This window comes from Photorhabdus luminescens subsp. luminescens (assembly GCF_001083805.1).
GTDB lineage: Bacteria > Pseudomonadota > Gammaproteobacteria > Enterobacterales > Enterobacteriaceae > Photorhabdus > Photorhabdus luminescens.
In genome coordinates, this window is sequence record NZ_JXSK01000002.1 from 42849 (window position 1) to 57307 (window position 14459).

Annotated in this window: 18 protein-coding genes; 1 reads left to right on the forward strand and 17 read right to left on the reverse strand. The window is 44.2% G+C overall.

The features are described 5' to 3' along the window. Positions 1 to 119: 119 nt before the first annotated feature. The 16 genes from TI10_RS05180 to TI10_RS05255 form a co-directional block, all read right to left on the reverse strand. Positions 120 to 527, reverse strand: coding sequence for a hypothetical protein (locus tag TI10_RS05180; protein WP_049582224.1), 408 nt, complete (start codon positions 525 to 527; stop codon positions 120 to 122). Further along, positions 527 to 964 carry a phage tail fiber protein gene (locus TI10_RS05185; RefSeq protein ID WP_036770760.1) on the reverse strand — a complete coding sequence of 146 codons (438 nt, stop codon included), beginning with the start codon at positions 962 to 964 and terminating at the stop codon, positions 527 to 529. Before TI10_RS05185 ends, TI10_RS05180 begins: the two co-directional genes overlap by 1 nt. After that, entirely contained in the window at positions 964 to 2451 is a 1488-nt protein-coding gene (locus TI10_RS05190; protein ID WP_049582225.1) for a DUF3383 domain-containing protein, read from the reverse strand. The genes TI10_RS05185 and TI10_RS05190 overlap by 1 nt, the downstream gene beginning before the upstream one ends. Continuing rightward, on the reverse strand, positions 2432 to 2974 hold the full coding sequence (locus TI10_RS05195) for a phage neck terminator protein (RefSeq protein ID WP_080984995.1): 543 nt from the start codon (positions 2972 to 2974) through the stop codon (positions 2432 to 2434). Before TI10_RS05195 ends, TI10_RS05190 begins: the two co-directional genes overlap by 20 nt. Positions 2975 to 2976: 2 nt before the next feature. Next, positions 2977 to 3345: a hypothetical protein gene (locus TI10_RS05200; protein ID WP_049582226.1), complete on the reverse strand. Its 369-nt coding sequence runs from the start codon at positions 3343 to 3345 to the stop codon at positions 2977 to 2979. Continuing rightward, entirely contained in the window at positions 3342 to 3800 is a 459-nt protein-coding gene (locus TI10_RS05205; RefSeq protein WP_049582227.1) for a hypothetical protein, read from the reverse strand. The genes TI10_RS05200 and TI10_RS05205 overlap by 4 nt, the downstream gene beginning before the upstream one ends. Then, positions 3800 to 4249, reverse strand: a complete 450-nt coding sequence (locus TI10_RS05210) for a DUF4054 domain-containing protein (RefSeq protein WP_049582228.1) — start codon at positions 4247 to 4249, stop codon at positions 3800 to 3802. Before TI10_RS05210 ends, TI10_RS05205 begins: the two co-directional genes overlap by 1 nt. 4 nt (positions 4250 to 4253) lie before the next feature. Then, entirely contained in the window at positions 4254 to 4580 is a 327-nt protein-coding gene (locus tag TI10_RS05215) for a hypothetical protein (protein ID WP_049582229.1), read from the reverse strand. Further along, a complete protein-coding gene (locus tag TI10_RS05220; protein WP_049582230.1) occupies positions 4581 to 5615 on the reverse strand; it encodes a major capsid family protein in 1035 nt (344 codons plus the stop codon). Beyond that, positions 5615 to 6091, reverse strand: a complete 477-nt coding sequence (locus TI10_RS05225) for a structural cement protein Gp24 (protein ID WP_049582231.1) — start codon at positions 6089 to 6091, stop codon at positions 5615 to 5617. The genes TI10_RS05220 and TI10_RS05225 overlap by 1 nt, the downstream gene beginning before the upstream one ends. Before the next feature lie 2 nt (positions 6092 to 6093). Beyond that, complete coding sequence (locus TI10_RS05230; protein WP_049582232.1) at positions 6094 to 7419, reverse strand: DUF2213 domain-containing protein; 1326 nt, start codon at positions 7417 to 7419, stop codon at positions 6094 to 6096. A gap of 17 nt (positions 7420 to 7436) precedes the next feature. After that, positions 7437 to 8129 (reverse strand): phage head morphogenesis protein, encoded by a 693-nt coding sequence (locus tag TI10_RS05235; RefSeq protein ID WP_049582805.1) that lies wholly within the window; start codon positions 8127 to 8129, stop codon positions 7437 to 7439. Between the two features lie 58 nt (positions 8130 to 8187). After that, positions 8188 to 9945, reverse strand: coding sequence for a DUF1073 domain-containing protein (locus TI10_RS05240; RefSeq protein WP_240000890.1), 1758 nt, complete (start codon positions 9943 to 9945; stop codon positions 8188 to 8190). Then, positions 9945 to 11180: a PBSX family phage terminase large subunit gene (locus TI10_RS05245; protein ID WP_049582807.1), complete on the reverse strand. Its 1236-nt coding sequence runs from the start codon at positions 11178 to 11180 to the stop codon at positions 9945 to 9947. The genes TI10_RS05240 and TI10_RS05245 overlap by 1 nt, the downstream gene beginning before the upstream one ends. An 11-nt stretch (positions 11181 to 11191) precedes the next feature. Beyond that, a complete protein-coding gene (locus TI10_RS05250) occupies positions 11192 to 11908 on the reverse strand; it encodes a terminase small subunit (RefSeq protein ID WP_049582233.1) in 717 nt (238 codons plus the stop codon). A 78-nt stretch (positions 11909 to 11986) separates the two neighbouring features. Beyond that, positions 11987 to 12304, reverse strand: a complete 318-nt coding sequence (locus TI10_RS05255; RefSeq protein WP_049582234.1) for a hypothetical protein — start codon at positions 12302 to 12304, stop codon at positions 11987 to 11989. Positions 12305 to 12604: 300 nt separating this feature from the next. Here TI10_RS05255 and TI10_RS05260 point away from each other — a divergent pair, with 300 nt between their 5' ends. Beyond that, on the forward strand, positions 12605 to 13708 hold the full coding sequence (locus TI10_RS05260) for a beta family protein (protein ID WP_049582235.1): 1104 nt from the start codon (positions 12605 to 12607) through the stop codon (positions 13706 to 13708). On the opposite strand, the gene TI10_RS05265 is transcribed toward TI10_RS05260, so the two are convergent. Then, positions 13668 to 14246: a sce7726 family protein gene (locus tag TI10_RS05265; RefSeq protein WP_049582237.1), complete on the reverse strand. Its 579-nt coding sequence runs from the start codon at positions 14244 to 14246 to the stop codon at positions 13668 to 13670. The genes TI10_RS05260 and TI10_RS05265 overlap by 41 nt on opposite strands. Positions 14247 to 14459 lie beyond the last annotated feature (213 nt).

Consider the following 14459-nt stretch of genomic DNA (forward strand, 5'->3'; position numbering starts at 1 on the left):
TGTATCCAGCTCATGGAGTGTCGCTCTTCCTGATGAGATAACGGTCGCTATTGTGCCTGGGACATTTGTATAACTGACGATACCGAATGGCTTTGAGATACTGGAATAGCGCGGCGGGATTACGATTGGTCGGCGGTTTTGAAAAAACCCACGTGTAACTTAAGCACCTCTGCACGCAATTTCAGCCGGGTAACAATTTCTTCAATGTCACTGTCGATCAGTTCACGCTTGATTTTTTTATCTGCCGGGTTCGGGACCATCTGTACACAGCCCATCAGTTCATCAAGTAGTGGCCTGGCTTCATCAGGAGCAATGCGAGAAATTGCTTTCAATCCAACCACCGCTAATGCAGCCATGCCTAAATCCCGAAAATTATCGGGGATATCCAACCCTTCTCTCCCCATTGCCATCAATGCACGAATAGCCCACCATTCAGCCTGTGAAGCGGGCATTTCCTGAATGTAAAAAAGCTTTCCTTTGTCGCGGTTATCATCATTCATAGTGATGAAGGTTTCTTTACGTGCCATTAGCTATATGCCTCACCTGTTATTGATTCCCACTCAATGACGGCCTGTGCCGCTTGTAAAACCTTTCCTGCGTCCGGCATAGTTTTCCATTGCTTCAGAACGCCGTTCACCAATGTGTATTTACGCCCGATGGCCGGAAGAATAACCGTCGCATTACATCTGAACACAGCAACGCTAGTACGTGATGTCGTCGCCCAAGTATCAAAAATGGTGCGACTTTCCGAATCAGGCATAATATGGATCGTCTGATTGATATTGCCGTAGATAAAACCCGCTGACAGTTTACCGTCCGCCCCACGTACCGTTTCAGCCAAATCTAACGCCTCAGTTTCGAAAATGTTATCTGCCGCAAATCCCTGTAATTGCACACCAGACGGATATAAATTAGTGACTGTCAGGGTAATGACCGCATCAGCAGAAGTGATTGTGTCTGACATTATTGAACCTCCGTAGATGCCATTTCGAATTTCTGAATACTGCCACCGTCGCAATACCACAGTGTACAGCTTGGGCTGGTGCGATTTGCACGCATAGAAGCAGACATTTCCCCGATATACAAGTAATAACCCTTCGCGATTATTGACGTTGAAACATCAGTTCCCACGGCGTTAATAATTTCCAGCTTTTGTGCAGCCGATAATGTTACGCCTGATCGGATACCGCCCCACAACTTAAACCGCTGGATAACATCACTCATTGAGGCTTCCACCAGCGCACGGCCAGCCGTGTTATAAGGGATAGTCTTGTTGGATTTGAACAAGGCAATAACCGCACCTTGCAAGTTCGCATTCAACCAGATTTGACCACAGAAGGAATCTAACCACTTAAAATCACCGGTTATTGTGCCATCAGCCCAATAATTTTCGGTGATGTTATTGGCGGCATAATTGCCATAGAAGTTATATCCATTAGCAATCAATGCATCATAAACATCAGAATCGATCACATCCGGACTGAGGCCATTCAATTCTCTGAATTTAAACGGAACACGCCCCTCCGTTCGCTCAAAATCCAGTACTGCCGCATAACCTAATACCGCTGCCGGTTTCATATTATCAGAGCAGAAAACAGGAACGACACTCCCGTAGCGATTAATACCAATAATTTTATGGGCGAGAGTTTCCTGGCTGCCTTTCACTTTTGCCGTGCCGCTTGTTGTCCAGGCAACATAGAAATAGCGATATGCCTGACTACTAGCCCACGCGGATAATGCAAGATGCTGTTCATCTGTGCATTCAAATACCGTCGTAAAACCGGCCCATTGCTGAGACTGCGTTTTAATCACGGCAAATAGATCAGGAACCGCCGACACCGTAGCCCCCTGAGAAACCGTTGCCCCTAGTGCGCCAGTGAACTTAAGAGCCTCGGCCCCATCACCAGTACCATAGGTGATACTTGTATCTTCCGGTTTAATGCTGCCAGAGGCAACATTGATGATGAAAGCTTTACGGGTGGTATCGAACACAACCGTTACTGCCTTACCAATTGCTGTTTCAATGCTCTTTGCTGCATCCGCAAAGGATTTAACCCCATCAAGATTGATTGCGGCATTTATTGCTGCACCATTGATATTGAGTTTCAACGTACCGGACATTTTTTGCAGATCGGTAATGGCTACCCCATTAAAAGAACCTGAACGTAACCAGGCCGATACTGCCGCTCGATTAAATCGCGAAAACAGTAATTGGCCGGGTGTCTTTGTACAGTTGTTGTACCCTGAAAAATAAATAGCCGCCATGCTATATTCTTCGGATGCACCACCGAAATATGCCGCCACATCTTCTTTAGTCGAGAATGACAACACCGCACCAACGGGTGCATATATATTATCTGTCAGTAATAATCCATTGAGATCAACAGCATTACCCGCTGCCGACAGCACCCCCGGATTAATTCTCACGTCTTTACTGATTGGAATTGCCATGAATAGACTCCACTGTTTTAGTATTCAGCGTAATACTGTCGAAAAATAGTTGCTCTGTTGTCACAACGGGGTTGATTTGAGCGGTAAATTCAAATGTCCAACGCGACTCATATTGCTGTTCACCATTAATCATCGTCGTCTGAATCGGATCGCTTGCATAGAGCGGTACCATATCGATACCTGATCTCTTGAATAGCTCACTTGCATGTTCAGTACGCACTGTCGTTGCAATAATGTAAGCATCCTCATGAGCGAACTGACCGTAACAGTCAATTTGACATGTCCAGCGTGTCGTCCGAGTGATTAGATTCTCCCCCATACCTGCCGCTGCTGGTGCGTTATAGATCACTACACTTGTTGATAAACCAGTGCTGTTCAATGGTGTCATAACAATAAAATCACTATCCGGCATCGGTGAGCGATTTATTTGAGACAAAATAACGCTACGCTTAGGTATTAAGGCCATTAAAAAACCGCGTAATGCGGTTGTTATATCGTCTTGTGTTACACTTATCGTTGCCACTATTACTCCCCACGCTGCAATGTAACAGCGAATTTGCACCAATCCGGCCACGCTTCCAAAATCTGCACTATCAACCACACTTCACCATTAATAATCAGCAGATCACCCCCTTGCTGCCTGGGGCGGTTGACAGCATTAAAATTGCCATTCACATAAGCCGCTTTGAGTATGCCCTGAATATTCAAACCGTTTGTATGTTGCAGATCAGTAAAAGTAAGTGGCTGGATTTGTGCGGTAACGGGTGTTGTAATGTATTTCGGGATTTGCTTGCCACTGGGTGCTATATCATATCCCACACTTACCCGTATCTCTCCAGGCGAGTGAGGATTAACAACCCCAACAGCACCAGATACAATATGGTGCAGGTTCATTCGTTCCCCTCATCAACCACATAATCAACACTATTTAGCATATGTTTTGTGTGACGTAACGGCGCATCAAATCCCTTTTTAGCTATAGTTGATTTTTCATTAGCCGGTGAAGTGAAAGAACGAATGGATTGCTGAATTTGCCCCTTAATAACTTCCCCGGTCATTCGTAATGCCACATCTCCGCTCATACCATTATCCCTCAGACACTGTGCGACAGTATCACCCCATTCATTAGCATGTTCGTTGATAGTGTTACGAAAAAACGGGCGGGGCCGCCTGTTGCGACTCGGATCACCAATCTCATTACTGATTGCCACCATTGCAACCGAAGTGCCATCGGGATAAGTCACATTTTTGAAAAAACCAGCCCGCAATTTTTTGCCTTCACCCACTCTTTTAGCTAATTGCTTTAAGTAGCGTTTTGCTGCATCACCCCCCTTGATACTGCTCGACATTAGCGCCTCCATTGAGTCCGTGGATAGTAATATGACGGATAGTGAGAGGGAGAGCTGCCGGGGATGTAACGCATAGTTCTGTATTGCGCTGTTGCCTGCCAGTACATAGCCCCGTATTTCGTCTGCAAGAACCAAGCAGCACGTTCACTCACAGCGCCCATATCAGCCGAAACGGAAACAGGCCCCTCGCTTGCGCTGCTAACCCGCCCCACGAGCGGATTGGCCGCTGTTCCGCTAGCAGATAAACGATTAAGTTCAGCAATATGAGCAACAAGTATATTCAGTAACATTGCGCGTTGCTCAAGATCACTAACTGGGCTTTGGGCCGTATTGTTAAGATAGAGTGTTGCTTCAGTAAAATAGGTATCCAGCAGAACATCACTGACAGAAGAAAACTCTGGGTAACGAATGCGAAACTTCACGACATCAAAAACAACAACAAAGCCCATTAGCTTAATCCTCTTCTTTTCGCTGCTCGATATTCTTACCCGGCTTTTTGGGATCGATAGGCTCCAACCCGTTCTTTAACTCGGCTTTTTCCTCAGCTTCCGTCCGGGCCTCTTTGAGCTTTTCCTGAGCAAAAATAAGCCCATTTTTGACTAATTTCGTATCGGCATGGAGTTCCAGATATTTGTCAAAAAATGCTTTATCAACATCATATGTCAATCCATAACCACCAATAATTGTTGATGAATTTATCCCGTTTAGCGTCACGCGATTCTCATCAATTTCAATCGTTAACCCGTGGGGCAATTTACACCCCACAATGACTGTCGCCATTTAAACCCCCAACATTTGTGCAATAGCGTGTGGATAACGAATAATCGCCCCCCACGTACCGGCTGATTTCTTTTGTTTAAAACTGGATGAACTCACAACAACCGCGTGTGCCCGCATTTTTTCAGTAAATGAGGCATAAGCCGTTTTTTCACCATCAAGCGTATCGGCAATCAATTGAACCAGCTCCCCTGCTTCTGTACTGTATTCAACCGCCGTTTCAATCGTCAGATTCGGAAAATTCTTTTTCAACTGATCGGTAACATTAACGTTGTATTGGTTGGTTTTTGTCAGATTGACTTCCGCTGTTGGCGACATACAAAGTTTCAATGGATCTGTTCGCTCCACCAGCCCTTCTGTCTGTTTTGTAAGCTGTTTGAATAGACGTTGGGAAATATCGTCATAAATTGCCTGCCCGTCTTTGGTTTCCCACGTTGTACCATTGGATTTTCCGTTTGCCGCCGGTATTACCGGCGCACTTAACCCCGGATCATTCAACAGTCCATAGTTTTTAAGTCCCGCAATACCATAGAAATAAGACTTATTCATAAACTTGTTTAGGGTTAATGCGCTTGCGGTATTAAGTTGCGCCGCTCGATTGATACGGGCCGTACCGTACATATCCAGCTCACGCTCCCCCCAGACAGTAAATGTTTGGAAATGATAGCTCTGGCGTTCCACCCAGTTCACGTTAGCATCTGACATGCCATTATTGCTGTGATCACCGTATGAGCTCACTTCACCTGTTGATTCTTCAACTGGGAACTGGGTTGTCAGCGTTGTCCAGTCACCTTTTTTATTTTCACCGATAATTTCAGCCGCTCTCATCGGCGTGACCAACACACGAACCAACTCAGGATCGAGATAGTTAGTCAAATACACAGGAACCCCGGCGTTACTCACGGTCACCATAGCAGGCTGTGCATCCATAGCGAATGTATAGTTATTAGCATATTGGGGATTTAAGTAATCGACGGCCTGTGGTACTACAATGCCGTATTCCCCTTTAATATATTGAAAATCTGCGTGTCGTTTCATTAGCTCCAGGTCCCCATTTTGACTAATTCACCCGCACCAGCAGCGGTACCAGCAACGAATTTGGTTTCGATAAAATCAGTGATAGTTTTTCCCGCTGCGGCGGTCTGTACCTCACCCGTTTTTAAGGATGCGTAAATCTTATCCCCAACTTTTGCGGGCGTACTTGTTCGTACCGTAAAATCACCCGCAGTAAATAAAGTGACTTCACGTCCGGGTTGGATCAGCATAGATGCTTCACCCAGCCAAAGAGTGATAGATGCTTGTCCGTCACGCCCCACAAAACCAGACGGAGCACCCGCCCCCTTGTTCGAGACGACACCATCAATCACCCAAGCAAAACGCCCAACAGTCACACCGTCCTTACCCGCAATCAGTGCGCCTTCCCCTGCCAGCAAAATGGCGTTAGGGTTAGTACTGGCAAATGCCCCCTCAATACCGGGGGCTGGATAGTGATTAATTTTGTTCGGAAAACCCATAGTTAAACCCTCACTAATTTAGATGCGGTGGGAAAACGTTTTTCAAAAGAATCTATAGCCGCAGAATCCATTGCCAGGCGGGCTTTCGGTTTTGCTGACTCGGCTATACTGATCTGCATTTTCACTAAAGAACGATAAGCGGACGGATGAACGCCGGTTGTATCAACACCCACCTCATCAAGCGCAACTCTGTAAATTTCGTCAGCAGAATCCATTGCTACTACATCACCGATGAGGGGTTTAACCTCAGCCTCAGCAATGCGAATAACATTAATGCGATTCACTGTATCTTTCTCTATCTTCCGAGTAGCTGCACAAATAGCCGCATCCATTGCGGGCTTACTAACACTATCCTCTTCCTTTGGTTCTGGTTCATTATCGGGATCATCGTCCTGCGCAGGCGTGCCTGAAATTAACGCCCGGATTTTTTCCAAGTCTTCCTCTGGCAATTTACCCGCAAGCAGTTCGAGCACTTGCGCACAGATATCATCATCCTGCGCGGGTGGCTCCGCTGGCTCCTGTGTCTCCGCATCATCAGCAACAGCTTCAATGATTGAGGCAAGCTCCGCTGAGTCGATTTCCATATCCTGAGCCAGAAGGGTACCGAATTTATTTTTCGCCGCTTCCGCTATACTTTTCGCGCTATCACCCGCTTTCAGTAATGAGGCAATTTCTTTCGGTGCGGCATCTTGTGCTAATTTCGGCTGCAAGTATGCCCCCAGCGCTGCACGTACAGCGACAGCCACCATTTTTTTATTTAACTTCATGTGTTTTAACTCCAGAGGGAGGGAATCGCAGACAACAACATCTGCACCGGCTCGCCCTTCTTCAACAAGAGCGACATGGTTCCCGACGATATCGCGCATAACACCATCATGATGAATTCCGTCATACGTGCCGGGGGTCATATCAGCTACGTAGTGATACGCCGCTGACAATTCTTTTTGTTCATCCGATTCAATACCCGCTATAGATTCAGCATCCCAAATTGCCAAGCTGTTTTTCAGGTATGTACCATCGAACATGGAATTTGATCCCGTTGTACCGACAATCAATTCTGTTGAAGGTTTGGCCGCCGTGACGGGAATGTGTTTTTTCAATAACGGCAGGTTATTGAAGGTTGCAGCCCCTTTTTTTATTTCATCAGGGTCACGCAACAGTTTGTACATACGATTAGGATCGAGTCCTAATCTTTGCCAGTTCGGGATTTTTCTTCCGTAATACGATGATACCGTCGCCTTAGAGATAGGACTTTCAGCAACATGCAAACGCCCGTCTCTGTCGTATGAGCGTACAGAAGCCCGATCTAACGCCAGACCGTGATTCATAATATTTCTCGGATTAATTAGTTGTTTAGTTTAGGAATGACGACCTGCCAACCACACCCGCAATTGATTTCCTCACCAGGCATGATCCATTTTCCGTCAATATAAAGCCCTTTTGATAAATCGAACTCTTTACCATCCGCTTTCAAGTGTGATTGACGAAATTTTTTTGCTGCACGACTGTGCCGCCAGATACCCGTTTTAAAACCGATTGAACGCTGCCGGGCAGATTGCATAACAGAAGTCGCTTTGTTGTTCTGGTCACGAGCAATCAGTGCTGCGCGGCGCTTAGTCATGCCGTAACGCTCTTGCAAGGCTTTTGTCAGCGTTCCAAGATCACTCCCTCTTGCTACGGATTGCATTACTAGCGTTTCAACTTGCAACAAATATTGCCGTGGAATACTTTTAATCAACCCAACATTCTCACCAATAACCGCCTGTAGCGCGTTATTCATTTCTGTCGTCATCGTGAAGGGTATCGAAATATGTGCAGCATCTAACGCATGGATTAACGAGGCATCCATGTTATCCATTGATAAAGCCGCGAATTTTTTCGCCAGTTTGTCAGCTAAAGCATCAAACCGCTTTAACCAACGCCGGGTTAATTTTCGCATTGCTGAACGCATCAACATCGCCGGGCTAGCATCCATTGCCATTGCTGCACCGCTGTTCTTATAGTTGGCGGATACCCAGTAAATCACTGAGTTATTCATCTCATCCACCAGCTTATATAGCTGCCTGCTGTACCATACCCGAACGCCCGCATTAGGTTTAATTTGCCGGAGCACTTGGTTTCTCGTTGGTTTCCTCATGTATTGAGCCTGCCGTTATTCCAGTGAATAGTTTTTTGGCATCATCTTCATCAATTGGAAACGCTGTAGTCACTATCGCTATGGCGCTTTCAAGTGAGAGTAATCCCTCCGCATATTTTGTAACTACATCCACGATACTGGATACCTGAGCACCGTTCAGGGATTCTTTTGCCATTCCTTGACTATCATGATCTGATTTATGTTCTGTATTACTGATATCGTCATCATCATTAAATGAGTCCTTAACATCCTCGCTGTCGTTTTCGATATCATTAATCTCAAGGGAGTGATACGGGCTGTTTTCATCATTGGCTAGACGTTCGCGGGCTTCATCTGTACTAATCACATTTGCAGCAATTAATACTGAATCAGTATCTGCATCGGTCTTACGTATGTTGGCTTTTTGTTCATCAGTCATTTGATATAGCGGTTCGAATGTAAAGCTAATATCAGGATCAATTTCGCCAAATTCGGATAATTGAATAATATCAATCATTCGTGCCAGCCCATCTTTCACCAACATTTGCAAGGTAGCAATAAAGTCATAGAAAACACGGATTTCCCCATCAGATGACGCATTTAGCCCACTCGGTGTGATACCGGTAAAAATAACTAACGGTATGCTACTGACTGAACTCATATGTTCCTGAGACTGGGCTTGCAGTGAATCAAGGCCGCTCAGCGGTGTATTGAACTGGAAAAACTCCTCTTCATTATCCAGCATCATTACTCCTCGGTTATCACGCATCTTATTAAACAATTCTGCACGATAAATTAACTGATCGGGACTATTCGTCTGTCCTTGTAATGTAGATTGAAGATTGGTTTTAAATCCAGACACAGAGAATGAATGGATCAAATCAGATACGCTATCACGTGTCCTATACCAGTTTTGTACATAAGATTCTGCAATCTGAGTCAGTGATAAGCCGCCGAAATTATACGCAGGTTTAAGCATATCGGTTAATGGCCGGGTGATAAATGTAATCAAACGACTGTCATGTACAGTCTTTGCCATCACATACCAACTTGACGGCTTATAGAAGTCATTGCTCAACGGGTTGTTAGCGTTATAAATCCCCGGATATGTCCATATTGGTTCAATAACGTTAAAACCAATAAGACTTCCTTTTGTGATTTTTTTAGGTGACAGAAATAATCTAGACTCAAGTTCAACCGGATCGGTTGCAGCAAGCACACCTTTTGATGTTCGCACGTCAATATAAATCTGACCGCGCCCAAAAAAGCCATCATGCTCAATGGCCTTTTTTAACCGTTCACGAACGTGGAATTTTTCAATAGCCTCATTAAGCACTTTGATTTTATCGGATTTGTCATCATCCCCCACTGATGTTAGCTTTATCCACTTACGAGTCATTTCTCCTGCAATGGTGCCTACCATTTTCCGATATTCGGGTAATTGTGACAGTTGGGCCAGATAAGGATAACCGGGAAAACCCACATCTCCCGATATACCACCTGTCCCCGTCACATATTCATAAGGCGTAGAATCCATTGCCATTAATGCGGACAACTGTTCAGTGGGAACAACACCAGGAGGGGGCCTGTACGGTTCAATAGGCCGAGCTATTTTTCGCTCTGTTATCGATCCGACAGTATCCGGATGTATATTCATCGGCTGAGGCGCTGATTGATCAATAGCCTGTTCAACTGGCAAAGCCTCCGCTTTCTTTTTATGTCTGAATCTGAAAAACATTAAATTCGCCCCAACAGATTTTTAGATATACGAAGTGGGTTGTTTTTACCTGTGATATAACCATCCAGCGAATAACGTACCGCATCCCAACAATGGTTATGTTTGTCGAGCACCACCGGCAGGACTTCACCGGTCAGACGGTCGGTCTTGTATGAATAGAGTCTTGCCTCATCAATCATGTGCTTACAGCGTTCATGAATAATGATTTCTTCAAAGCCTTTAAGGTAAGTGATCCCGTCTTCGACACTTCCGGGCCATTTTGTGGCGCCGTCAATGATGAACCCCTGACGCGACAAGTAACTGATTGTTTCAGGTCGGCTGCAATCACCATGAATAGGCCACTTTCTAGCCTCTGGAATTGAGTCATAGAACTGGGGCATCTCGTCCAATTCAACTCCGACGCCATAGGCTTCATATTCAATATATAGTTTGGTACCGATAATGAAGCAGCGAATTAATGTTGACGGGTCATTCGCGAAACCAAAGTCAGCCCCATAGAAAAGTCGATCAGCTTCTAGCCATAGCTCATCAGAAAATGCTTCAACCCGGTACTTGCCAGAGAAAATAACCGCTTCACTGAGTGCTTTTGGCAATCCAAGCCAAATATGCTCATACGCTTCATAGTCGATGCGTTTGCAATATTCCATCTCTTGTCGGAGTACGTCAGGGAAAAAAGCGTTATCGCAATAGTTAACTTTTCGAATAATCACACCACCATCGGGCGGATCTTCCTGATGCCGGATCATCAGTTTGTATGTCGGGTCTTCCTCCTCGCGAGGATTAAAAGAAACCCAGACTTCGGATTTATTGGCGCGAACTGTCGGACCGAGGATATCCCAACTATCTTGTGATACCGTTTGAGCTTCCTCTACCCAACAGATCTTAATGCCATGCATCGACTTGATGCTTTGAATATTGTTTCGAAGACCTTTAAACGTGAAACGAGTGCCATTCCGACCTTCTATCTCGTTATTCTTGACTTTGTAGAAGTGGGACAGCCCAAGATCAATAACTTGTGCCTCAAGCAGCGCAAGGACGGAATCGTTAATAGAGTTTTGGAATTCGCGCGCGCAGAGAATCGTCATTGGTTCTATTACGCCCAACAATACCAGCGCACGAGCAATCTCTACCGATTTACCGCCACCCCGCCCGCCATACGTCCAACGCCAACGGACAGAACCTAATGCACGGTCATATAAAACCTCTGTCGCCCAGTCACTACTAAAGGCGTACAGAACACCATCAATTATGACCGGGCTATCTGTTTTCCCTCGCGGAGCTTCTCCATGTGAGAAGCCCACACATCAGCCGGGCAATTCGCAGGGGTCACAATGCAGACTTTTCCGTAACTCAGTCCAGCAAGATCGACATTGACCTCAGCCTTATTGCTGCTCATGTCGATACCGGTAAGCTGCGCAGCGTTCTTAATATTCGGCGCAACTTGTCCGAATTTCTTATCTGCTAACGCTTCTTTCCCGGCGCGAAATGACAATTCAGCTAAATGTCCAGCATTGAATGAAACAAGTAACGCCGCTTCGTTTCTCAGTTCTCGAATGCGGGCTTTTATTTCAGGTCTGCGCATCAATATGGATGATTGAGAATCAGCGCGAGCCGGAGAGTAACCCGCGCATATTGCCGCCTCTTTCATCGGCATACCCGCCGCTATATTCTGAGCAAACTGTTCGTATTGCGGTTTTAGAATCCCTGCGGTTCCCTGCGAACTTTCTGCGAACTTCTCAAGTTCATGTATATTGCTAACACTGCCTATTGTCTGACTTTGCGCCTGGTTCGCATCAGGTTCGCACTGCGTACTTTCAACAATAGTGCGAACCCACTCCTCAGTCTTTGCCCTCTTGCGGATTGCGGCATCACTAATACCGTGTTGTTTGGCAATCTCCCTGATTGAGAGAAGGCCAAAACGGTAATCACGCTCTATTCTCTCCCAGTCAGTATTTTTTGCCATCTCTTTACCTTAAAATAAAAAAACCACCGTGAAAGGTGGTCAACATGCAATATTTATTCAATAACAAAGAATCATCACTCAGTTATTGCTTAATTCGGCTTTCCGTCTGATATTTACCATTCGAACATAAAAATCATGCATATATTTATAATTTTCTTCACGTTTATCAATAGCCTCAAAAGGCTTAAGCCACTCATCAACCTGAGATTTGCACGTAATAAAAGCATCATTCACTAACTTCTCAGGCAGTATGTCTGCTGATAATTTAGGAAGAACATAATCATTTAGACATGTTGTCATAGGATCTGCGTATTGGGTTTCCGAGTACCCAATACAAGGTAAAATAAAAACAATCAGCAATCCGATAAGTTTTACGCAATTGAATATTTTTAACATCACTTCCTCCTTGCATGGGAGGATTATACATTAGGATTATCACTAGTATGCGATAGATACAAAACGCCACCACGAGATGTGATGGCATGGGGATATTCCTGTAGCTACTCAGGGAATGGACACAGAAATAAGAATTTATCGTTAGAAAATTATGTTAGTGAGGAAACATGAATAACATCACGATTATTAATTCATATCTTCATCTATATTAAGAAAATACGATCCAGCTCTCTATGTGTTATCTAACGAAAGGTAATAGACTGTCTATTCTTTAACCTTATCAAAATTAGGAGATAAACAGTGCTTGAAACAATTTCATATATCCCTATCTTAAAGACCAAAAGAGCTGAATTTAATGCATTAAATCAACTCGACACTTTTACGAAATCAAAGATTATTCCTCTATTAGAAATTGAGCCAGTTCCCATAGACCCTGACACAGATATCCCAGATAAAACATATAATGAAATGTTAAATGGGTTTGAGAGAAAAATTCTTTCTGGGTGTGATGGTATTCCTATAGTATTTTTAGATGGGATTTTAATCGAAGAGCAATTTATTGCTTCAACAGACACATATCCAATTGAAAATGCGATAATCCAAGCAAGAAACGCTGGGTTTAGAGTGATTCCGGTAACATCTCCGACCAGATCAGTTGATTATAAACAATCTATCAGCACCCTTGTGCAGAGCGAAATTTGCTTCAGATTAACAACCACTGATTTAGTCAATCCTCAGCTAATTACTGATTATATCCATGAATTACAAATTACCCCTGAGCATATTGATGTAATTATCGATCTACGAGATATGCTATCAGAAAGTGATGTCAGCTCAGGGCATAGCAAAATACTTGCGTTGGGCTTGATTAATAACTTTAGCAACCTCCAGAGATTCCGTTCTATATCATTAGCATCAGGATCTTTCCCTATTGATTTGAGCGGCATATCATTAGGAACTTACTCTCAAACTCGCTTGGAATGGACATTGTGGCAAGCTCTTCACTCTAGCGGACAGTTATTAAGAAACGTCATTTATAGTGACTATGGTATACAGCACCCTGATTATTCTCGCCTTGCAACTCGATTCCCCAGTGTTACCGCCAGTGTTCGATATACTGCCGATAGTGATTTTTTAGTATTTAGAGGGCAAGTTGCGAATCGATATGGCTATGAACAGTATGGCGCTCATAGTAAAGCAATTGTGACCCACCCTGAATACTCAGGAAATTCATTCTCTACGGGTGATAAAGATATTGATAATTACGCGAGAGAATACACGCAATACCTTCAAGATCCTGAGGGAAATCACAAATTTGGCAGTCCAGAAGTTTGGAGGAGAATTGGACAAAACCACCATATTACTAAGGTAGTCTCTCAGCTCTCCAATTTGTACGGGCTTTAAGCTTTTTCCTGACCAAATCACGAAGCTCATCTGTATCTACAGTTTCTGCTAATTTATTCCATAACACACGCCGTGGTTTGCTTTTTAGACCACGGTCTTTACCTAAATCAGAGAAAATTTCCAGCATTTCCTCTTTCCATAGCAACATAGAAAGGGATACTTTATCTATAGACGGATTAAGGCGATTGTGGCGCTCAGTATGTAAATGTATACCATTTCTTGTACCTTGCGTTACTATCTTAACTCCCCACCAATCAGGAATAATCTCCATTGCTGGCTTAGAGTGAGTTTCAGAAACAACAAGAGTTACCTTATCCATAACCGATGAATAATATTGAATCTGTAATGGTAAACGGAGCAAGTTATCACTTTTACTTTTGATTTCATAACCATGCATAAGTCCATTAATCACCGTAATATCAGCACGGCTTGCTCCGAGACTCATTGTAAACTCGTCAATAATCAATGTATCTGGATCTTTGTGATGCTCCTTCAGTATCTTAGAATGAACAGCACGCCGCACGTCTATGTCTTTCATTATCTTGTCTTTCTTTCCAAGGTGTTAATGTAACCGTTTTTGAGGCCAGGAACTTTAAACGCTAACTAAATATATAGCACTATTTTTTTCTTCGTCCTCTGACGTAAAGCCGATTTTAAGAAAAAATTCCAATACTCAGTTAATGCACTGCCCCCTAACATACTCCAGCCACCCCAGTATCATTTGCTCTGAGGTGGCAATGTGTTCTATTCC

Excerpts from the sequence above, each read along its gene's own strand:
- TI10_RS05190 (WP_049582225.1), bottom strand. The coding sequence starts at position 2,451 with ATGGCAATTCCAATCAGTAAAGACGTGAGAATTAATCCGGGGGTGCTG.
- TI10_RS05265 (WP_049582237.1), bottom strand. The coding sequence starts at position 14,246 with ATGAAAGACATAGACGTGCGGCGTGCTGTTCATTCTAAGATACTGAAG.
- TI10_RS05200 (WP_049582226.1), bottom strand. The coding sequence starts at position 3,345 with ATGAACCTGCACCATATTGTATCTGGTGCTGTTGGGGTTGTTAATCCT.
- TI10_RS05225 (WP_049582231.1), bottom strand. The coding sequence starts at position 6,091 with ATGGGTTTTCCGAACAAAATTAATCACTATCCAGCCCCCGGTATTGAG.
- TI10_RS05250 (WP_049582233.1), bottom strand. The coding sequence starts at position 11,908 with ATGGCAAAAAATACTGACTGGGAGAGAATAGAGCGTGATTACCGTTTT.
- TI10_RS05185 (WP_036770760.1), bottom strand. The coding sequence starts at position 964 with ATGTCAGACACAATCACTTCTGCTGATGCGGTCATTACCCTGACAGTC.
- TI10_RS05230 (WP_049582232.1), bottom strand. The coding sequence starts at position 7,419 with ATGAATCACGGTCTGGCGTTAGATCGGGCTTCTGTACGCTCATACGAC.
- TI10_RS05215 (WP_049582229.1), bottom strand. The coding sequence starts at position 4,580 with ATGGCGACAGTCATTGTGGGGTGTAAATTGCCCCACGGGTTAACGATT.
- TI10_RS05210 (WP_049582228.1), bottom strand. The coding sequence starts at position 4,249 with ATGGGCTTTGTTGTTGTTTTTGATGTCGTGAAGTTTCGCATTCGTTAC.
- TI10_RS05255 (WP_049582234.1), bottom strand. The coding sequence starts at position 12,304 with ATGTTAAAAATATTCAATTGCGTAAAACTTATCGGATTGCTGATTGTT.
- TI10_RS05220 (WP_049582230.1), bottom strand. The coding sequence starts at position 5,615 with ATGAAACGACACGCAGATTTTCAATATATTAAAGGGGAATACGGCATT.
- TI10_RS05180 (WP_049582224.1), bottom strand. The coding sequence starts at position 527 with ATGGCACGTAAAGAAACCTTCATCACTATGAATGATGATAACCGCGAC.
- TI10_RS05240 (WP_240000890.1), bottom strand. The coding sequence starts at position 9,945 with ATGTTTTTCAGATTCAGACATAAAAAGAAAGCGGAGGCTTTGCCAGTT.
- TI10_RS05205 (WP_049582227.1), bottom strand. The coding sequence starts at position 3,800 with ATGTCGAGCAGTATCAAGGGGGGTGATGCAGCAAAACGCTACTTAAAG.
- TI10_RS05235 (WP_049582805.1), bottom strand. The coding sequence starts at position 8,129 with ATGAATAACTCAGTGATTTACTGGGTATCCGCCAACTATAAGAACAGC.